Raw genomic sequence first — 20,674 nt, 5'->3', positions numbered from 1 at the left:
TTATAGAAATATTATTTTATTCTTCCTGTATGTTTAATATTTCTAATATTCGTTCTAAATCATCTTCAGAATAAAATTCAATTTCTATTTTCCCTTTATTGCTTGTTTTCTTTATTTGAACATTTGTTCCAAAGTAGTCTCGTAATTGAGACTCCTTTGCAGTTACAAAGATATCTTTTTTCTTAGGAGGGATTGTTTCACGTGAAACTTCTTCATTTAAGTTTTGCACTAATAATTCAACTTGACGTACATTCAATCCTAGATTTATTACCTTATTAGCCACTTCTGATATTCTTCTTTTATTTTTTAAGCCGAGTAATGCCCGTCCCTGCCCCATCGATAAAGTTCCATCATTCATCAATTTACGTACATCTTCTGGTAATGCCAGTAGCCGAACGTGATTGGCAATATGTGGTCTACTTTTTCCTAATCGCTTCGATAACTCCTCCTGAGTTAAATGTAAGTTTTCCATTAAACTCTGATAGGCTTCTGCTTCTTCAATAACAGTTAAATCCTCACGTTGGAGGTTTTCTAAAATAGCAAGCTCCATCATTTGTGCATCTGATAGCTCTTTTATAATGACAGGAATAACCTCGAGGCCAGCTAATAGACAAGCTCTGTAACGACGCTCTCCCGCAACAATTTCAAACTTGCGTGCTTTTTTACGTACAGCAATTGGCTGCAAAATTCCATGTTCTTTAATAGAATCAGCTAATTCTTGTAAACTTTCTTCATCAAAAATTTTACGTGGCTGAAATGGGTTCGCAACAATTAAATCTAATTGGATTTCTTCCACTTGACCACTGTGTTCTAAAGACTCTCCTGGAAATAATGCCCCAATACCCTTTCCTAGACCTTTAGCCATTTTTAATCACTTCCCTCGCCATCTCTAAATAAACTTCTGCACCTCTAGATTTTGCATCATAAGTGATGATTGGTTGACCATGACTTGGTGCCTCACTTAATCGCACATTACGGGGGATTATTGTTTTATATACTTTATCTTGGAAATATTTTTTCACTTCCTCAATAACTTGTAAGCCTAAGTTTGTGCGTGCATCTAGCATTGTTAATAAAACGCCATCGATGTAAAGCTGTTGATTCAAATGCTTTTGAACGAGGCGAACTGTTGATAGTAATTGACTTAACCCTTCCAATGCATAATATTCACATTGTACAGGAATAATAAGCGCATCTGAAGCTGTTAACGCATTGATTGTTAAAAGCCCTAAAGATGGTGGACAGTCAATAATTATATAATCGAAATCCTCTTTCACATTTTGTAAGGCATGTTTTAAACGTACTTCTCGGGAAATAGTCGAAACCAATTCAATTTCTGCACCTGCAAGTGAGATTGTTGCTGGCACGATAGATAAATTTTCTACATTTGTTTTTTGAATGACATTTTGAACATCTTCATCATCAATGAGCACATCATAAATGCAACCCTGTATTTCCCCTTTATTAATACCAAGTCCACTTGTTGTATTCCCCTGCGGATCAGTATCAATTAAAAGCACTTTCTTACCTAAGTATGCTAGGCAAGCGCTCAAATTGACCGAAGTTGTTGTTTTACCTACGCCACCCTTTTGATTGGCGATTGCTATAATTCTACCCATTTAAAAGCACCTGCTTTCATCTATCAAAGTTTACTTTGACAAATCATTTGTAAAATCACTATTTAATCCGCTATCTAACTTTCATTCTATCAAAAAATTTGAAGAGAGTTGTATAAAATATTAAGAATAAATACAAAAAAGGAGATATCTCTATAAACCTTCTGAGATATCTCCCTTGTACAGTGATAAATTTGATCATAAATTATTTTTCCAAAATAATTTATTACACTTTTTTCTTTTTAGGAATCTTCACTGTAATTTGATAGTATTCTTCTGTATCTTCTTCTTCTGTTTTCACCGTAATCCCACTTTTCGTTACCATCGTTAACGACTGTTTGATGGTATTCAAAGCAATACGCACATCTTTACTTATAGCTTTACGTTTCGGCCTAGCTTTCTTTGGAATGGATTCTTCCTGCTCATCAGCTACAGGATGTAATATAGCTTGGATTTGCTCCTCTAACTGTCGCACATTCCAATCATTTTCAATTGCTAGCTGTAAAATTTCTAGTTGCAATGGTTGATCTTTAATAGCAATTAATGCACGTGCATGTCGTTCAGATATTTTCCGCTTCAAAATAGCTTGCTGTACTTCATCTGGCAGCCTTAATAAACGTAATTTGTTGGCTACAGTGGATTGTCCTTTTCCAAGTCTTTGGGCAAGTGCTTCCTGTGTTAGCTCATGAAGCTCTAATAATTTTTGATAGGCTACCGCTTCTTCAATTGCAGTTAACTCTTCACGCTGCAAGTTCTCTATTAACGCAATAGATGCTGTTTCCTTATCAGTTAAATTACGTACAATAGCAGGGACCTCTGTCCATTGTAGCTTTTTCATCGCTCGATAACGACGCTCACCAGCAATAATTTCATATTGATTGTCTGATGTTTTACGTACAACAATTGGCTGAATCACACCATGTGTATGAATGGTTCTTGATAATTCTTCAATTTTTTCATCATCAAAAATAGTACGTGGCTGAAAACGGTTAGGTACAATTTGATCAATAGGCAACTTTATGACTTCTTCCGCTGCATGAACCGCCTCTGCTTGTTCTACTTCATTTTTCACAATAGGCTCTGTTTTACTTCCGCCTCCAAAAAAACGTGAAAAAGGACTTTTCATCCAAGTGGCACCACCTTTAAGTAACTATCTTGCTCTGTGTCATTCTATTATTATTTATTATATTTCTTTAAATGTATATAGTTCATAGATGTCTTTTGCGTGAACCATCCATAACTAGTATGTATGCTCAAAATAGAAAAAATATTTTCCACTTTGAGAAGTTTCACATGAAACACTAATTATTGAATCGGTGTTTTATTTGGTACACCTGGCTTACGCGGATATTTTTTCGGTGTTCCTTTTATTTTATCAAATATATATAAAATGCGTTCACTTTCTTCAACAGGTAGCTTGAAAGAAAATTCCTCTCTCAGTTTAACACCTAATGTTGTTAAAGCTTTTTTAGCATCCTTTAGTTCTTCTGCCCCAGCTGCGGCTTTTAAAGCAACAAAATATCCATCTTGTTTTGCTAAAGGTACACATAACTCTGCTAGAACTGATAAACGAGCTACAGCACGTGCTGTTACTACATCAAATTGTTCACGGTAATTTAAATTTTGGCCAAACTCTTCCGCTCGAGCATGTACAAAATGCATATTCTCTAATTGTAACTCATCACTTAAATGATTTAAAAAGGTAATTCTTTTATTTAAAGAGTCGACAATTGTAACTTGTAAATGTGGGAAACAGATTTTAATTGGGATACTTGGGAAACCAGCTCCTGCCCCAACATCACATACAGTTATGACTTTTGAAAAATCAAAGTAAAATGAAGGACTAATCGAATCGAAGAAATGCTTTAAATACACGCCTTCTAAATCTGTAATGGCAGTTAAATTCATCTTTTCATTCCACTCAACAAGTAATTCAAAATACTTTTTAAATTGAGCAATCTGTATATCAGAAAGTTCGATACCTTTCTCTTTCAGAGCCTCAATAAATTGTTGTTCGTTCATGTAAAGTCTCCTTTGTTGATCTAGCTATACAACTCCAACTAATAGTATAGCCTTAAAAATAGGAAGCGGGCACAATGGTATGCCCGCCTCTTATTCACTTTACTGTTGTTGATGATCAGCTGCTTACTTTCGCAATTTTACCTTGTTCAATATAAACAAGCAGAATTGAAATATCAGCTGGATTAACACCAGAAATACGAGAGGCTTGCGCAATAGACAGTGGTGTAACTTGTTTTAATTTTTGACGCGCTTCTGTTGCTAAACCTGAAATAGCATCGTAATCAATATTCTCAGGAATTTTTTTGTTTTCCATTTTGTGTAGTTTCTCTACCTGTTGCAATGCTTTTTCGATATAGCCTTCATATTTAAGCTGAATTTCAATTTGTTCTTTCACTTCATCCGCTAATTCGATTTCTGCCGGAATTAAAGAAGCAATTAACTCATAATGCATTTCAGGGCGTTTTAATAGATCTGCACCACGAATACCGTCTTTTAATTCACTACCACCAACAGAGCGAATAACAGATTGTGTCGCTTCATTTGGCTTAATAATGACTTCACGAAGACGTGCAATTTCATTTTCAATCAGCTCTTTTTTCTCATTGAAACTAGCATATCTTTCTTGTGGAATCATCCCCATATGATAAGCTAACTCTACTAATCGTAGATCTGCATTATCGTGACGTAATAGTAAACGATACTCTGCACGAGATGTTAATAAACGATATGGCTCATTTGTTCCTTTAGTCACTAGGTCATCGATCAAAACGCCAATATAAGCATCCGAACGGCTTAAAATTAATTCCTCTTTACCTAGTACATTAGCAGCAGCATTCATGCCCGCCATTAAGCCTTGTGCGGCAGCTTCTTCATAGCCAGATGTACCGTTAATTTGACCTGCTGTATATAAGCCTTTAATACGTTTGGTTTCTAAAGTTGGCCATAATTGTGTTGGCACAATTGAATCGTACTCAATAGCATAACCAGCACGCATCATTTCCGCATTCTCTAAGCCAGGTATAGATTTTAGTAAACGTGTTTGAACATGCTCTGGTAGGCTTGTTGACAAACCTTGAACATAAACCTCACGTGTATTGCGGCCTTCTGGCTCTAAGAAGATTTGGTGTCTTGGCTTATCATTAAAACGTACAACTTTATCTTCAATAGATGGGCAATAACGTGGACCTGTCCCTTTAATCATCCCTGAATACATCGGTGAAAGATGTAAATTTGCTTCAATAATTTCATGAGTTTCAGGGCTTGTGTATGTTAACCAGCAAGGTAGCTGATCCATGATGAATTCAGTTGTTTCAAAACTAAATGCACGTGGAACATCATCTCCTGGTTGAATCTCTGTTTTGTCATAATTTATTGTACGATTATTCACACGTGGTGGTGTACCTGTTTTAAATCGAACTAGATCAAAACCTAGCTCTTTTAAATTATCAGCTAAGCGAATTGACGGTTGTTGGTTATTAGGTCCACTTGAATATTTAATATCACCAATAATGATTTCACCACGTAGGAAAGTACCTGTTGTCACGACAACTGTTTTAGCACGATAAACGGCACCAATTTGTGTAATGACCCCTTTTACTTCCCCATCCTCAATAATTAACTCTTCAACCATTCCTTGATGGATTGTTAAGTTTGGTGTTTCCTCTAATACTCGTTTCATTTCTTGTTGATACAAAACTTTGTCCGCTTGAGCGCGCAATGCACGTACAGCTGGGCCTTTCCCTGTATTCAACATTCGCATTTGAATATGCGTTTTATCTATCACTTTCCCCATGACGCCTCCTAAAGCGTCAATCTCACGTACGACAATTCCTTTGGCAGGACCACCAATAGATGGATTACATGGCATAAATGCAATCATATCTAAATTGATTGTTAGCATTAATGTGTTAGCACCCATTTTAGCTGCGGCATGTGCAGCTTCTGAACCTGCATGACCAGCACCAATCACAATCACATCAAACGTGCCTGCCTCATATTTTGTTGGCATGCTCGTACCTTCCTTTCTTTCTGAAAATTATTTTCCTAAACAGAACTGAGAAAATAGTTGATTGATGAGGCTTTCTTGAACAGTATCACCAATGATTTCGCCAAGTATTTCCCATGTTCTTGTTACATCAATTTGTACCATATCAACTGGTACACCGTTCTGTGCAGCTGCTATTGCATCTTCTACCGTTGCTTGTGCTTGGTGTAGAAGGGCAATGTGTCTTGCGTTTGAAACATATGTTAAATCGCCCGCTTCGATTTGTCCCTCAAAGAACAATGCAGCAATGGCTTCTTCTAGCTCTGTAATACCTTCCTCTTGTAGCAGAGAAGTTGTTACAATGCGATGCTCACCAGCTAATTCTTTGACACGAGCCAAATCAATTTTTTGCGGTAAATCTGTTTTATTGACAATAACGATGTAATCCATCGCTTCAATTGTTTCGAATAGACGCTCATCCTCAGCAGTTAATTCATCTGCATAGTTTAATACAAACAGAATTAAATCAGCTCCACGAAGAGCTTCCCGTGAGCGTTCTACTCCAATTCGTTCAACAATATCTTCTGTTTCCCGAATACCCGCTGTATCCACTAAACGAAGTGGAACACCTCGGACATTGACGTACTCCTCTATAATATCACGAGTAGTCCCTGCAATATCTGTCACTATGGCCTTATTTTCTTGTACTAAGCTATTTAATAGTGAAGATTTTCCTACATTCGGACGTCCTAAAATAACTGTTGATAATCCCTCACGTAAAATTTTTCCTTGAGAAGATGTTTGCAAAAGTTTTATAATTTCATTTTTTACCCATGTACATTTCTCTACTAATACAGGTACAGTCATTTCTTCTACATCATCATACTCTGGATAATCTATATTAACCTCTACTTGGGCTAATGTCTCTAGTAAAGCTTGGCGCAAATCACCAATAAGTCTCGATAATTTTCCATCCATTTGACCCAGCGCCACATTCATCGCACGATCTGTTTTAGCTCTTATCAAATCCATTACTGCTTCAGCCTGTGATAAATCAATACGTCCATTTAAAAAGGCACGTTTTGTGAATTCACCTGGCTCAGCTAATCTTGCTCCATTTGTTAAAGCAAGTTGCAACACGCGTTTGACTGAAACTAATCCACCATGACAGTTTATTTCAACTACATCCTCACGTGTGAATGTTTTTGGCCCACGCATCAGTGATAGCATTACTTCCTCTACTACCTCATTAGACTTAGGATCGACTAAATGTCCATAATGAATAGTGTGCGAATCTTTCGTTGTTAAACTTTTACCCCCGGGTGATTTGAATATTTTGTCTGCAATCGTCACAGCCTCGTCTCCGCTTAAACGAACGATGGCTATGGCACCTTCACCCATCGGTGTGGATATCGCAGCAATTGTATCGAACTCCATTTAATGACCTCCTCAACGTTATCCACATGTGGATAATCAAAACCGACCAATACTTACTAACACCTTAGACTAACATATTTTCAGCAAAATCTAAAGTAAGGATCATTTCCAAATGTGGATAAAATCAATTTTTCGCTAATCCTATTTTCGACAAAATTTGCTATGTTTCATTAAAAAAGGTCATTTTATCTAAAAGATAAAATGACCTTTCAAAATATATTGTCTGTATGATTATGTGAAATCATCTAATTATTTTTTACTGGTTCTATTACTAAATAACGATTAGGCTCCGTACCTTCTGAATACGTTTCAAGATCTAGACGATTTGCTAATTGATTATGAATTATCTTCCGTTCGTAAGACGGCATTGGTTCAAATGCCACACGTTGATTTAAGCGTAATGCTTTATCCGCCATTCGATCCGCAAGTAATTCTAAAGCTACTTGTCGACGCTCGCGATAGTTTTCTACATCTAGTTTCACCATTAAGAACTGCTTTGCGCTTTTATTTAATACGAGTTGCGTTAATTGCTGTAAGGAATTTAATGTTTGACCTCGTTTCCCTATAAGCAGGGCAGCTTTCTCGCTTTTTAGTTGAAATAATACATATTTCCCTTCGCGTGTCGTAGCAATTTCAAGATCATGAATAGCCAATTGTTCAGCGATACTACTTAAATAAGCCTTTGCCTCTTCAATTGGATTTGCGGAGTCTCCATCCTCAGCTTGTTCTTTAACGACTTGTTGAACTTCTTCCATTTCACTTGGTTGTTCAGAAACTTGTGAACTTAGTGTTTCAACATCATCTAATTCTATTGGTTCATATAATTGAGTTACTACCTGCAATTGCGCATTGTCGCTTTCAATTGTCGGAACCTGAACTTCTTTTACTGTTACACGTACCTCTGCAGAACGTGCCCCAAAACCTAAAAATCCTTTTTTACCTTCTTGTAAAACTTCAACATCTACTTGTTCACGGGTTTTGCCAAGTTTCTGTAACGCCAATGAGATCGCTTCTTGTGTTGTTGCGCCTATTTGCGTAAGTTGTTTCACTTTTTAGCCCCTCCATTTTGAGCAGGTTGTGTTTTATCTTTATTCCAAGGTTTATAAATGTACAAGTTTTGGAAAATCGAAATAATGTTTCCGATTACCCAGTATAATGATAATGCAGCTGGTAAGGCCATACCAAAACCAATAATCATGAATGGCATAATATACATCATAATTTTCATTTGAGGATTATCCATGGCTGGTCCTGTACGTAATACGATAAATTGCATTAAGCCAGCTGTAATAGCTAATGCAGGTGCAGGATCTGCTAGCGGGAAGATAAAGAAATTCCCTAAATCAAATGTTGATGTTGCATTCATACGGCTAATTGCATGATAGAAACCAATTAAGATTGGCATTTGAATGATTACTGGTAAGCATCCTGCAAGAGGATTTACTCCAGATTCACTCATTAACTTCATCATTTCTTGCTGATATTGTTGTTGTGTCTGAGCATCCTTAGAAGCATACTTCTTTTGCAGTTCCTTCAATTTTGGTTGAATTTCTTGCATCTTTTTAGAACTCTTTGTTTGTTTGATCATCAATGGCAAAATTGCTAAACGAATAATAATCGTTACGGCAATGATCCCCCATGCATACGTACCTAGTAGATCAGCAAAGTATTTTATTGCTGATACCAACGGCCAAACAATGAATTCATTCCAGAAGCCTGTGCTATCTTTGGAAATTGGTTCATTGAATTCTGTACAACCAGAAAGTAGTAAGGCTACCGATACTAGTGACAAAATTACCCAATGTTGTTTTTTCAACCTTCTTCCCCCTACAATTACTATTCACTTTTTCTTATTCTATATGCTTCTTTTTTGTACCGACAGTTTCCTATCACATAATCGGTTAAATGTCAGTAGCCTTATCTTTATTTCAGTCCACTTTTGAGAGTCCAAGATGAAGATAAAGTTATCAGTTATTTTATCATGCCAATAACATTCACTCTACTAAATATTCTAACTGCACACACTTATTCCTAAGATAAGTTGTGAATTTTACATATTTTTAAGCGAAAACTCCCGCCTTAAATACCCCCATGTGTATAATTCCCTTATATATAATTTTATGCAAAATTATATATTATCTACTCTATTGCTAACAGTACAGGCGTAATTTCACCACTTGGTTGCATACATTACACTTTTTTCATTACCTTTGCGATTCGTAGTACATGCTGCAAACTTTGTTTCACTTCATGAAAATCCATAGTGGCCGCCGGATGTCTGGCGATAATAACATAATCCATATTCGGCTTTAGCTCATCTTTTAATTCATGAATACTTTGTCGAATATAGCGTTTTACTTGGTTGCGTGTTACCGCATTCCCAAGCTTCTTACTAACTGATAAACCTACACGAAATTCCGTTTGTCCCTCTTTTACTAAAAAATAAACAACAAACTGACGATTAGCGAAAGATTTACCTTTTTTAAACACCTTTTGAAAATCATCATTCTTCTTCACTCGTTGGCGTTTTTTCATTTCTTTCACCTGCTATTAGATAATATCTTTTGATCCTCATTTCTAGGTTTACCAAAAATAAAGAAAAAAAAGACCACTGATGTGGCTCAGTGGACTTATTTTATGCTGATAAAACTTTTCTTCCTTTACGACGACGAGCAGCAAGAACTTTGCGACCGTTTTTCGTGCTCATACGTGCGCGGAAACCGTGTACTTTGCTGTGCTTACGTTTTTTTGGTTGGTAAGTACGTTTCATTTATATAGACACCTCCTGATATGAGTTGAATTTTTCAACATACAGACTCGAATATTATATAAAGTATCTAGTTATTTTGTCAATGAATTTCACAAATTTCTTTTAATCCGTCGAACTATCTATATATTCTTTCTCAATTTCCTAGTGTTCGGATCTCTACTAGAAATAATTTTTCTACATAAACATAAAAAATATTTATCCACAGAGTACTTGTTTTTTTTACACAGAGTTGTGTATAGTATTTTTTGCATTATTTTTTATCCACAACATTTATCTACAGGTTTCTCACATAAGCAGTGCTTGTGGACAACTATAAAGTGCATAACTGCAAGCTATGTGGATAAGTTTCACAAACTATTGAAATAGCTTTGTTTTTCTGATACGATTACTGTGCTTCACTTTGTTGAAAACTAAAACGAACATTTTAATTATCCACAACTGTTAATATGCTGTGGATAATTTTCATCACAGCCTTTGGTTAACTTTTATCCACAACTTGTGATTATGTGGACGAGTTATAAAATGAACGTATTTACAATTCTATAAATGCGATTTTTTTTTGTATTGAACACTGTAAAGGAGATTAGCAGCTTGGAACATTTAGAAGAACTATGGAACAATGTCCTGGCTCAAGTTGAACAAAAAATTTCTAAACCAAGCTTCGAAACGTGGCTAAAGTCTACGAAGTTACTATCTTACAATGGTAGTGGGTCCACTGTGACAATTGCTGCGCCAAATTCGTTTGCTCGAGACTGGCTTGAAAATCATTATATTCATTTGATTACAGGTATATTAACGGAGCTAACAGGCGAAGACTTGCTTATTAAATTTGTTGTTCAAAAAAACCAGGATTCGGACGATTTTGATTTGCCAGCGCCGATTATCCAAGCAAAAAATAATGAACATCATGATATTTCACCAGGTATGTTAAACCCGAAATATACTTTTGATACGTTTGTTATTGGCTCTGGTAACCGCTTTGCACATGCAGCTTCGCTAGCTGTAGCTGAAGCACCTGCTAAGGCATACAATCCATTCTTTATTTATGGGGGAGTAGGGCTAGGTAAAACGCACTTAATGCATGCTATTGGTCATTATGTATTAGAGCATAATCCAAATGCTAAAGTAGTGTACTTATCATCCGAGAAATTTACAAATGAATTTATTAACTCAATTCGTGATAACAAAGCACTTGATTTTCGCAATAAGTACCGCAACGTGGATGTACTGCTAATTGATGATATTCAATTCCTTGCTGGAAAAGAATCAACTCAAGAAGAATTTTTCCACACTTTTAATACTTTACATGAAGAATCCAAACAAATTGTTATTTCAAGTGACCGACCTCCTAAGGAGATCCCAACTTTAGAAGATCGGCTCCGTTCACGTTTCGAGTGGGGGTTAATAACTGATATTGCGCCACCCGATTTGGAAACACGTATCGCTATTTTGCGTAAAAAAGCAAAAGCAGACGGTCTAGAGGTACCAAATGAAGTAATGCTTTATATTGCGAACCAGATTGACTCCAATATTAGGGAGCTTGAAGGTGCGCTTATTCGCGTCGTTGCCTACTCATCACTTGTAAACAAAGATATTACAGCGACATTAGCTGCCGAGGCATTGAAGGATATCATTCCAAATTCAAAACCGCGAACAGTGACAATATTAGACATTCAAAATGCAGTAGGGGAACATTTTAGTATACGATTGGAAGATTTCGCTGCCAAAAAACGTACTAAATTAATTGCTTTTCCACGTCAAATCGCTATGTACTTATCACGCGAGTTGACAGATTTTTCGCTGCCCAAAATTGGCGAAGAATTTGGTGGCCGTGATCATACAACTGTCATCCATGCGCACGAAAAAATATCTTCTATGTTGAAAAATGACGTTCAACTTCAACAAGATGTTAAACAAATTCGTAGTATGCTAGGCAAGTAATTGCTGTGGACAAACTAACTATTTAAACACAAACTTATACACAGTCTATCTACATGTGGATAGACTGATTTTATTCATAAAAATACACTTATCCACAAATCCACAGGACCTATTACTATATCTTTTTATTTTATATAAATAAATAATATAAATATGTGAGGGAAAACGAATGAAATTTGATATTTTACGTGACCGTTTATTAGAAGGTTTAAATGATGTCATGAAAGCAGTAAGTTCAAAAACAACTATTCCGATTTTAACTGGGATTAAAATTGACGTAACAGAGGAAGGTATCCGCTTAACTGGTAGTGATGCAGATATAACTATTCAAACATTTATTCCAGTAGAGGAAGATGGACAGCAAATTATTCACATTACAGAAACAGGCTCAATTGTTGTACAAGCACGTATGTTTAATGAAATCGTACGTAAATTACCAACAAACGATGTTGAAATACAAGTAACACCTGGTTTCCAAACGCATATTCGTTCAGGGAAATCGGAATTCCATTTAATTGGCTCAGATGCAGCAGAGTATCCTTTATTACCAGAGCTTACAGAAGATCAAAAATTTACTATTCCTGCTGATCTCTTAAAAACAATTATCCGTGAAACAGTATTCGCTGTTGCCACTTCAGAAAGTAGACCCGTGTTGACAGGTGTAAACTGGCAGATCAAAAATGAAACATTAATCTGTGTTGCAACAGATAGTCATCGTTTAGCAAGACGAAAAGTACAACTCGAAAATTTACCAGAAGTTGAACATAGTGTAGTAATTCCAGGGAAAAGTTTGAATGAATTAAATAAAGTACTTGAAGATTCTACAAATCTTGTCCAAATCGTTATTACAAGTCAGCAAGTATTATTTAAAACTGGTGATGTATTATTCTTCTCTCGCTTACTGGAAGGAAATTATCCTGACACAACTCGTTTAATTCCTGAAGAATATCAAACAAATGTAACAATTAATGGTAAATCATTATTGCAAGCTATTGACCGTGCATCACTTGTTGCACGAGGAGATCGTAATAATGTTGTCCGTTTTGAAATCCTAGATAACCAAGCAGTTGAGGTTTCTTCTAATTCCCCTGAAATCGGTAAAGTACAAGAAGAAATTCCTGTGGAAGCATTAGAAGGGGATGGTTTGAAAATCTCATTCAGTGCAAAATATATGATGGAAGCATTAAAAGCAATAGATGGACAAGACGTGGTTATTCAATTTACTGGGGCAATGAGACCGTTTATTTTACGTTCCGTTCATGATGATGCTATTTTACAATTAATTTTACCTGTACGAACTTACTAAAGAATATAAGATCTGTTAAGATAGTCGCTCATAGTGACTATCTTTTTTTACTTATGACGTAATTTTAGGTATGATAGAGAGATAGACAGTCTGTATTCGGAGGGGAACACACTATGCAGGACATTAAAATTGATGAGGAGTTCATCACGTTAGGGCAACTTTTAAAAATTACTGATGCCATTAGTTCAGGTGGAATGGCCAAGTGGTTTTTACAAGAACATGCTGTATATGTAAATGGAGAAGTAGACGATCGTCGAGGTCGGAAATTACGTAATGGAGATATTATAAATATTCCTGGATGTGGTCGTTTTCAAATTATAGGACCAACTGGACAATAAATTATGTATATTGAGCAATTAAAACTTACAAATTACCGTAACTATGATGCCTTAGCTTTAAACTTCTCTCCAAAAATTAATGTTTTCATTGGTGAAAATGCACAAGGAAAAACAAATGTTATGGAGTCCATCTATGTTTTAGCAATGGCTAAGTCCCATCGAACAACGAACGATAAAGAATTGATACGTTGGGATTCAGACTATGGTAAAATAGAAGGGGCCGTTAAAAAAAGGCATGGTATTTTACCGATCGAACTTACGATTACAAAGAAAGGTAAAAAGGGCAAGATAAATCATATAGAGCAAAGTCGCCTTAGTCATTATATTGGTCAAATGAATGTCGTTATGTTTGCGCCAGAGGATTTGAACGTTGTAAAGGGAAGTCCGCAAATACGTCGACGTTTTATTGATATGGAGATTGGGCAAATTTCGCCTGTCTATTTACATGATTTATTAACCTTTCAAAAAGTTTTAAAACAACGTAACCATTTTTTAAAAATGAACCAAGGGAAGTCCATGTCCAATGATGTGATGTATGAGGTCTACAATGAACAATATATTCACGCTGCTACCCAAATTATTCGTAAAAGATTTCAATTTATGGATTTATTGCAGGAGTGGGCGGAACCCATACACGCAGGTATATCGCAAGGTAAGGAAACACTGGTTATAAAATATCGTACGGTAGCTGGTATTGAAAAAGAGCACTCTACTAGTGAAATTGAAAATACTTTACATCAAAAATTAATTGAAGCGAGAGAACGTGAATTTGATAGAGGCGTGACATTAGTTGGTCCACACCGAGATGATTTACAGTTTTTAGTGAATGGCTATGATGTACAAACTTATGGTTCACAAGGACAGCAGCGTACTACTGCATTGTCTTTAAAGCTTGCTGAAATTGAATTAATTAAACAAGAAACAAATGAAACACCCATACTACTTTTAGATGATGTTTTATCGGAACTCGATGATTATCGCCAATCGCATTTATTAAATACCATTCAGGGTGAAGTCCAAACCTTTGTTACAACCACTAGTGTGGAGGGAATTCATCATGAAACGATGGAACAGGCTCAACTGTTCCACGTGAAACAAGGTGCGATTGAAAGAAGTTAGCCAGGGTAGTTTTTTAGATTACAAAAAGAATGGTAATAGTCAGCTCGGTTGACTGTTCATTCATTTACACACAATGATGTTATGAAGGAGTAGATGAAAGCCGTGGCTATAGAGAACGAAGGTTTACAAAACCAAGCTTATGAGGCCGATCAGATACAGGTATTAGAAGGTTTAGAAGCAGTACGTAAAAGACCAGGGATGTATATCGGTTCAACTAGCTCTAAAGGGCTTCACCATTTAGTATGGGAAATTGTTGATAATAGTATCGATGAAGCACTTGCAGGATTTTGTACAGATATCAAAGTAACAATTGAAAAAGAAAACTGGATTCGTGTAGAAGATAACGGTCGTGGTATTCCCGTCAGTATTCAAGAAAAAATGGGTAAGCCAGCTGTTGAAGTTATTATGACTGTTTTACATGCTGGTGGTAAATTTGGCGGTGGAGGCTATAAAGTTTCTGGAGGGCTTCATGGAGTTGGAGCATCAGTAGTAAATGCACTTTCTGTTGAAACAATTGTCCAAGTACATCGTGAAGGTCATATCCATGAAATAAAATTTGAACGTGGAAAAACAGTTCAAGAGTTAACAGTTATCGGTGATACAGATCATAATGGTACAACAACGCGTTTTAAAGCTGACCCAGAAATATTTAAAGAAACAACTGTTTATGAATATGATATTTTAGCTCATCGTATTAGAGAATTGGCTTATTTAAATCGTGGTATTAAGATTACGATTGCTGATGAACGTGAAGAAGAGATTCGCTCAACAACATACCACTATGAAGGTGGTATTCGTTCTTATGTTGAACATTTAAATCAATCTAAAGAGCCAATCCATGATCCAATTGATGTTCTTGGAGAGAAGGATGGTATCACAGTAGAAATTGCTATGCAATATAACGCTGGATTCTCTTCTAATATTTTTTCATTTGCCAATAACATTAATACGTATGAGGGCGGTACACATGAGTCAGGGTTTAAAACAGCCCTTACACGCGTTATTAATGACTATGCACGAAAAAGTGGATTACTAAAAGAATCTGACGCTAATCTTACAGGTGAGGATGTACGAGAAGGGTTAACAGCTATCGTTTCTGTTAAACACCCAGATCCGCAATTTGAAGGACAAACAAAAACAAAGTTAGGGAATTCAGAAGTAAGTCAAATTACCAATTCTTTGTTCTCAGATGGCTTTGAGCGTTTTATGCTAGAAAATCCAACGGTTGCACGAAAGATTGTGGAAAAAGGACTGATGGCAGCCCGTGCTCGTGTAGCTGCGAAAAAAGCACGTGAGTTTACTCGTCGTAAAAATGCGCTCGAAGTATCAAGCTTACCAGGTAAATTAGCAGATTGTTCTTCTACTAACCCAGCTGATTGTGAAATTTATATTGTTGAGGGTGATTCTGCCGGCGGTTCGGCTAAATCTGGACGTGATCGACACTTCCAAGCAATTTTACCTTTACGTGGTAAAATCCTTAACGTTGAGAAAGCTCGACTAGATAAAATTTTATCGAATGCGGAAATCCGTGCGATGATAACAGCATTTGGTACTGGGATTGGTGAGGAGTTTAATTTAGAGAAAGCTCGTTATCATAAAATCATTATCATGACAGATGCCGATGTCGATGGGGCACATATTCGTACATTACTTTTAACATTCTTCTTCCGTTTCCTTCGACCACTTATAGAAGCAGGCTATATTTATATTGCACAGCCACCACTTTATCAAGTGAAACAAGGTAAACATATTGAGTATTGCTATGATGAAGAGACATTAAAAGAAATTTTAGAACGGCTACCAAAAATGCCAAAGCCAAATGTGCAGCGTTATAAAGGTCTTGGTGAAATGAACGCTGAGCAGCTTTGGGAAACAACAATGGATCCTGAGTACCGCACATTATTACAAGTAGAATTAGATGATGCAATTAAAGCAAACCAAGCATTTGAACGTTTAATGGGCGATGAAGTTGAACCTCGTCGTCAATTTATAGAGGAAAATGCCGTATACGCTAATTTAGATATCTAATTTTTCTTGAGAGGAGGTCTACACTTTGTCAGAACAAGAACGCTCCGGTGTTAAAGGAGTTAATATCACAGAAGAAATTGAAACATCCTTTCTTGATTATGCAATGAGTGTAATTGTATCACGTGCATTACCTGATGTACGTGATGGATTAAAACCAGTTCATCGTCGTATTTTATATGGGATGCAGGAATTAGGTAATACAGCAGATAAAGCCTACAAAAAGTCAGCGCGTATCGTTGGGGATGTCATGGGTAAGTATCATCCACATGGTGACTCTTCCATCTATGATGCAATGGTACGTATGGCACAAGATTTTAGCTATCGCTATATGCTTGTTGATGGTCACGGAAACTTCGGTTCTGTTGATGGTGATGGCGCAGCAGCCATGCGTTATACAGAATCACGTATGTCTAAAATAGCAATGGAAATGCTCCGTGATATTAATAAAGATACAATTGACTATACAGACAACTATGATGGATCAGAAAAAGAACCAATAGTTTTACCAAGTCGCTATCCAAATCTTTTAGTCAACGGTGCTGCAGGGATTGCTGTAGGTATGGCAACAAATATTCCACCACATCAATTGGGCGAAACAATTGATGCTGTTATAGCACTTTCTGAAAATCCAGCCATTACGACTGAAGAGCTGATGGAAATCATTCCTGGTCCTGATTTTCCCACTGGAGGATTAATTTTAGGACGTAGTGGTATTCGTAGAGCCTATGAAACTGGTCGAGGTTCCATTATCATCCGGGCGAAAGTGGAAATTGAGCAAAAAGCAAATGGTAAGGAAACAATTCTTATTCATGAATTGCCTTACCAAGTGAATAAGGCTAAGCTCATTGAAAAAATTGCAGAGCTTGTACGTGATAAAAAAATAGATGGAATCACAAATTTACGTGATGAATCAGACCGTCGTGGTATGCGTGTAGTGATTGAAGTTCGTAAAGATGCAAATGCTAATGTTGTACTAAATAATTTATATAAACAAACAGCTATGCAATCTAGCTTCGGTATCAATATGCTATCTTTAGTAAATGGTCAGCCTAAAGTATTAGGCTTAAAAGAAATGCTATACCATTATTTAGAACACCAAAAAGTAATTATTCGTCGTCGTACAGAGTTTGATCTTCGAAAAGCTGAAGACCGCGCTCACATTTTAGAGGGCTTACGAATCGCACTCGATCATATTGATGAAATAATCGCTATTATACGTGGTTCACGTAGTGGTGAAGAAGCAAAACCTCAATTAATGGAACGCTTTAGCTTATCGGAGCGTCAGGCTCAAGCTATTTTAGATATGCGCCTCGTTCGATTAAGTGGCTTAGAACGTGAAAAAATTGAAGCAGAATATCAAGAGCTTCAAGTTCTTATAGCTGAATTAAAGGCAATATTAGCAGATGAAGAGAAAATTGTAGATATTATTCGTACTGAAATCTTAGAGTTGAAAGAACGTTTTAATGATACGCGCCGTACTGAGATTACATCAGGTGGAATTGAAATGATTGAGGATGAGGATTTAATTCCTGTTGAAAACTCAGTTGTTACTTTAACACATAATGGCTATATCAAGCGTTTAGCTGCGAATACATATCGTAGTCAAAAGCGTGGTGGTCGTGGTGTACAAGGAATGGGTACAAATGAAGACGACTTTGTAGAGCATCTAATGAATACTTCTACCCACGATACAATTTTATTCTTCACGTCTAAAGGTAAAGTATTTAGAGCAAAAGGATATGAAATTCCTGAGTTCGGTCGTACTGCTAAAGGGTTACCAATCGTAAACTTGCTTAATATAGAAAAAGGCGAAAAAGTAACAGCTATGATTCGTGTTGCGTCGTTTGATGAAGATGCTTACTTTATCTTTACCACAAAAACAGGTATTACAAAACGTACCCCTGTATCACAATTTGCTAACATCCGAACAAATGGTTTAATCGCAATCAGCTTGAGAGAAGACGACGATCTTATTTCGGTACGTCTTACAGATGGAGAGAAACAAGTGATTATTGGTACTCGCGATGGTATGCTCGTTCGTTTCCAAGAAGACGACATTCGATCTATGGGCCGTACAGCTGGTGGTGTTCGAGGCATTAAGCTACGAGATGGTGATGAAGTAGTTGGTATGGAGATTGTTGAACCAGGGCAAGAAATTTTAGTAGTAACTGAAAAAGGTTATGGTAAACGTACTTCTGAAGAGGACTATCGTTTACAAAGTCGTGGTGGAGTAGGACTGAAAACTATCCAGATTACAGATAAGAATGGTCCAATGGTGGCTGTAAAAACCGTCGATGGTTCTGAGGATTTAATGCTTATAACTATTAATGGTATGCTTATCCGTATGGATGTGAATGATATTTCATTAATTGGGCGCAGTACGCAAGGTGTACGTTTAATTCGACTTGGAGATGACGAATTGGTTGCAACTGTCGCTAAAGTGGAAAAAGCGGAAGAATCTTTAGAAGACGAAGAGGAAGTCGAAGAATAATATAATCCGATGATGACATTATTGAATGTCGTCATCGGTTTTTTTACGTAAAGAATGAAAAATAAGTAATTATTTTGAATTCCATGATAAAATGGAATTACCTTATTTTGAAGCAAGAAATAGTGGAGAGGTGTTCATTCTGTGGAAACTATACATGTTCCAATTTCAGAGCTAGGTGTTGGCAAGGTAATTTCTGAAGATATATTTGCTAATACACAGTATCCGATTATTTTTAAAGATACAATGATTTCATATGTACACTTGCAAGTTTTTCACGCATTTAATATTTTCACCGTCCCCGTTTACAAAAGTGAAAATGATATTCGTGTAGAAAAGAATGAGAGCGATGTCGAAGTTACAATAGAAGAAATTCCAACTTTCAGGAAAATCTATAATCATTCTGTTGAACAGTTTAAAAAAGAATTTAAAAACTGGGAAGCGGGAGCTAAGGTAGATATTGCAAAGGCCAGAACAATTATTTTACCTTTAGTAGAGATGGTACTAGAAGACCGTACTATTATTTTTGATTTAAATGAGTATTCAAATCCTAAAGACTACCTGTATCATCATTGTGTAGCAACTGGTTTGATTGCCTCAGTTATTGCTCAAAAACTTAGTTATGATAGAGGAACTACTATTCAAGTAGCCATCGGTGGTTTATTGGCTGATTGTGGTATGGCTAAAGTACATCCGCGTATCAGGGATAAGAAGACACCATTAACAGAGCAAGAATATGATGAGATTTATAAACATCCGATTTATAGCCATAGTATGGTGAAAGATTTGACCATTTTAAAAGAAACAATGAAAGAAGCAATCTTTCAACACCATGAACGTTTAAATGGTAGTGGATATCCGAAGAACGAAAAGATCGCTAATATTTCTATATTTGCACAAATCATTGCTGTTGCAGACGTTTTTCATGCTATGACATGTGAACGAGTATATAGAACGAAGCAATCTTCATTTAAAGTAATAGAAATGATTAATGAATCTGAGTTTGGTAAATTTGATATTAAAGTTGTACGTGCGTTAATTGATATTGTTGCAGATCTACCGATAGGTACAATTGTAGAACTTTCTAATTTAGAACGTGGAGAAGTAATGTTTGTAAATAAATTTGCCCCAACACGACCACTTATTAAATTAATTCATTCAGGGGAAATTTTTGATTTAGGGAAAAATCGCAGCTTTTATATTTCACGTATCATAACTAATTAATAGATAGACAGGCAAACTATATTATGTAGTTTGCCTATTTTTTTAAGGTAAGAGATGTACTCTACGCAAAGTGCTATATTTTGCTTTTATAAATAGGTGATATTTTAGAAACACTTCGCAATATTAATCAATTAAATAGTGAGCATTTTAACCATAATTGTGTTTTGAAACATTTATATATATTGTATTAAAATATTTTTGGAGAAAGTGTTGACTTTGTTTTAGAATCTTGATATTATAAATGAGTCGCCAAGAGATGACGACGAAATAAAGAACATGAACCTTGAAAACTGAACAAGCAAAACGTAATCAATAAAGTTTTAAGTAGCTAGTTTTGCTAGTGAACGAAACACAATTTTGGACATCAAACATGATGCCAGCAAAACAATTTGAGCTAATCA

The 20,674-nt window shown here is 36.2% G+C and carries 17 protein-coding genes; 7 read left to right on the top strand and 10 right to left on the bottom strand.

What is annotated here, in order from left to right; translation table 11 throughout:
- Positions 1–16: 16 nt before the first annotated feature.
- From EW028_RS17045 to rpmH, 10 genes are all read right to left on the bottom strand, one after another.
- Complete coding sequence (locus EW028_RS17045) at positions 17–865, bottom strand: ParB/RepB/Spo0J family partition protein (protein WP_048395218.1); 849 nt, start codon at positions 863–865, stop codon at positions 17–19.
- Positions 858–1,619, bottom strand: coding sequence for a ParA family protein (locus EW028_RS17040; RefSeq protein WP_048395216.1), 762 nt, complete (start codon positions 1,617–1,619; stop codon positions 858–860). Before EW028_RS17040 ends, EW028_RS17045 begins: the two co-directional genes overlap by 8 nt.
- Positions 1,620–1,842: 223 nt before the next feature.
- The gene (noc, locus tag EW028_RS17035; protein WP_131521720.1) at positions 1,843–2,742 is read right to left on the bottom strand and encodes a nucleoid occlusion protein; all 900 of its coding nucleotides are present in this window, start codon (positions 2,740–2,742) and stop codon (positions 1,843–1,845) included.
- 179 nt (positions 2,743–2,921) lie between these two features.
- Entirely contained in the window at positions 2,922–3,638 is a 717-nt protein-coding gene (gene rsmG / locus EW028_RS17030; protein WP_131521719.1) for a 16S rRNA (guanine(527)-N(7))-methyltransferase RsmG, read from the bottom strand.
- A 115-nt stretch (positions 3,639–3,753) separates the two neighbouring features.
- Entirely contained in the window at positions 3,754–5,646 is a 1,893-nt protein-coding gene (gene mnmG, locus EW028_RS17025) for a tRNA uridine-5-carboxymethylaminomethyl(34) synthesis enzyme MnmG (protein ID WP_131521718.1), read from the bottom strand.
- Positions 5,647–5,673: 27 nt separating this feature from the next.
- Positions 5,674–7,059, bottom strand: coding sequence for a tRNA uridine-5-carboxymethylaminomethyl(34) synthesis GTPase MnmE (gene mnmE / locus EW028_RS17020; protein ID WP_131521717.1), 1,386 nt, complete (start codon positions 7,057–7,059; stop codon positions 5,674–5,676).
- A 245-nt stretch (positions 7,060–7,304) separates the two neighbouring features.
- Positions 7,305–8,108, bottom strand: a complete 804-nt coding sequence (gene jag / locus EW028_RS17015; protein WP_131521716.1) for an RNA-binding cell elongation regulator Jag/EloR — start codon at positions 8,106–8,108, stop codon at positions 7,305–7,307.
- The gene (gene yidC / locus EW028_RS17010) at positions 8,105–8,875 is read right to left on the bottom strand and encodes a membrane protein insertase YidC (RefSeq protein ID WP_025115704.1); all 771 of its coding nucleotides are present in this window, start codon (positions 8,873–8,875) and stop codon (positions 8,105–8,107) included. Before yidC ends, jag begins: the two co-directional genes overlap by 4 nt.
- Before the next feature lie 374 nt (positions 8,876–9,249).
- A complete protein-coding gene (gene rnpA, locus EW028_RS17005) occupies positions 9,250–9,594 on the bottom strand; it encodes a ribonuclease P protein component (protein WP_048395204.1) in 345 nt (114 codons plus the stop codon).
- Between the two features lie 100 nt (positions 9,595–9,694).
- On the bottom strand, positions 9,695–9,829 hold the full coding sequence (gene rpmH / locus EW028_RS17000; RefSeq protein ID WP_004233310.1) for a 50S ribosomal protein L34: 135 nt from the start codon (positions 9,827–9,829) through the stop codon (positions 9,695–9,697).
- Positions 9,830–10,375: 546 nt separating this feature from the next.
- Between rpmH and dnaA the strand changes: the two genes are divergently transcribed.
- The 7 genes from dnaA to EW028_RS16965 all read left to right on the top strand — a co-directional run bounded on the left by dnaA (position 10,376) and on the right by EW028_RS16965 (position 20,273).
- Positions 10,376–11,770 carry a chromosomal replication initiator protein DnaA gene (gene dnaA / locus EW028_RS16995; protein ID WP_369700628.1) on the top strand — a complete coding sequence of 465 codons (1,395 nt, stop codon included), beginning with the start codon at positions 10,376–10,378 and terminating at the stop codon, positions 11,768–11,770.
- Positions 11,771–11,939: 169 nt separating this feature from the next.
- Entirely contained in the window at positions 11,940–13,076 is a 1,137-nt protein-coding gene (dnaN, locus tag EW028_RS16990; RefSeq protein WP_131521715.1) for a DNA polymerase III subunit beta, read from the top strand.
- Positions 13,077–13,189: 113 nt separating this feature from the next.
- Positions 13,190–13,414 (top strand): S4 domain-containing protein YaaA, encoded by a 225-nt coding sequence (gene yaaA, locus EW028_RS16985; RefSeq protein ID WP_131521714.1) that lies wholly within the window; start codon positions 13,190–13,192, stop codon positions 13,412–13,414.
- Between the two features lie 3 nt (positions 13,415–13,417).
- Positions 13,418–14,533, top strand: a complete 1,116-nt coding sequence (recF, locus tag EW028_RS16980) for a DNA replication/repair protein RecF (RefSeq protein ID WP_131521713.1) — start codon at positions 13,418–13,420, stop codon at positions 14,531–14,533.
- 93 nt (positions 14,534–14,626) lie between these two features.
- Entirely contained in the window at positions 14,627–16,561 is a 1,935-nt protein-coding gene (gyrB, locus tag EW028_RS16975; RefSeq protein WP_131521712.1) for a DNA topoisomerase (ATP-hydrolyzing) subunit B, read from the top strand.
- Positions 16,562–16,586: 25 nt separating this feature from the next.
- Positions 16,587–19,052, top strand: a complete 2,466-nt coding sequence (gyrA, locus tag EW028_RS16970; protein WP_131521711.1) for a DNA gyrase subunit A — start codon at positions 16,587–16,589, stop codon at positions 19,050–19,052.
- A 141-nt stretch (positions 19,053–19,193) separates the two neighbouring features.
- Positions 19,194–20,273 (top strand): HD-GYP domain-containing protein, encoded by a 1,080-nt coding sequence (locus tag EW028_RS16965; protein ID WP_131521710.1) that lies wholly within the window; start codon positions 19,194–19,196, stop codon positions 20,271–20,273.
- Positions 20,274–20,674 lie beyond the last annotated feature (401 nt).

Origin of the sequence: Lysinibacillus sp. OL1 (genome assembly GCF_004332175.1) — a bacterium.
GTDB classification, from domain to species: domain Bacteria; phylum Bacillota; class Bacilli; order Bacillales_A; family Planococcaceae; genus Lysinibacillus; species Lysinibacillus capsici.
Note: the sequence above shows the minus strand (reverse complement) of the source record. Positions and strands in the feature narration are given on the sequence as shown.

Coding starts and splice junctions, on each gene's coding strand:
- EW028_RS17045 (WP_048395218.1), bottom strand. CDS start 865: ATGGCTAAAGGTCTAGGAAAGGGTATTGGGGCATTATTTCCAGGAGAG.
- EW028_RS17040 (WP_048395216.1), bottom strand. CDS start 1,619: ATGGGTAGAATTATAGCAATCGCCAATCAAAAGGGTGGCGTAGGTAAA.
- noc (WP_131521720.1), bottom strand. CDS start 2,742: ATGAAAAGTCCTTTTTCACGTTTTTTTGGAGGCGGAAGTAAAACAGAG.
- rsmG (WP_131521719.1), bottom strand. CDS start 3,638: ATGAACGAACAACAATTTATTGAGGCTCTGAAAGAGAAAGGTATCGAA.
- mnmG (WP_131521718.1), bottom strand. CDS start 5,646: ATGCCAACAAAATATGAGGCAGGCACGTTTGATGTGATTGTGATTGGT.
- mnmE (WP_131521717.1), bottom strand. CDS start 7,059: ATGGAGTTCGATACAATTGCTGCGATATCCACACCGATGGGTGAAGGT.
- rnpA (WP_048395204.1), bottom strand. CDS start 9,594: ATGAAAAAACGCCAACGAGTGAAGAAGAATGATGATTTTCAAAAGGTG.
- rpmH (WP_004233310.1), bottom strand. CDS start 9,829: ATGAAACGTACTTACCAACCAAAAAAACGTAAGCACAGCAAAGTACAC.
- dnaA (WP_369700628.1), top strand. CDS start 10,376: ATGCGATTTTTTTTTGTATTGAACACTGTAAAGGAGATTAGCAGCTTG.
- dnaN (WP_131521715.1), top strand. CDS start 11,940: ATGAAATTTGATATTTTACGTGACCGTTTATTAGAAGGTTTAAATGAT.
- yaaA (WP_131521714.1), top strand. CDS start 13,190: ATGCAGGACATTAAAATTGATGAGGAGTTCATCACGTTAGGGCAACTT.
- recF (WP_131521713.1), top strand. CDS start 13,418: ATGTATATTGAGCAATTAAAACTTACAAATTACCGTAACTATGATGCC.
- gyrB (WP_131521712.1), top strand. CDS start 14,627: ATGAAAGCCGTGGCTATAGAGAACGAAGGTTTACAAAACCAAGCTTAT.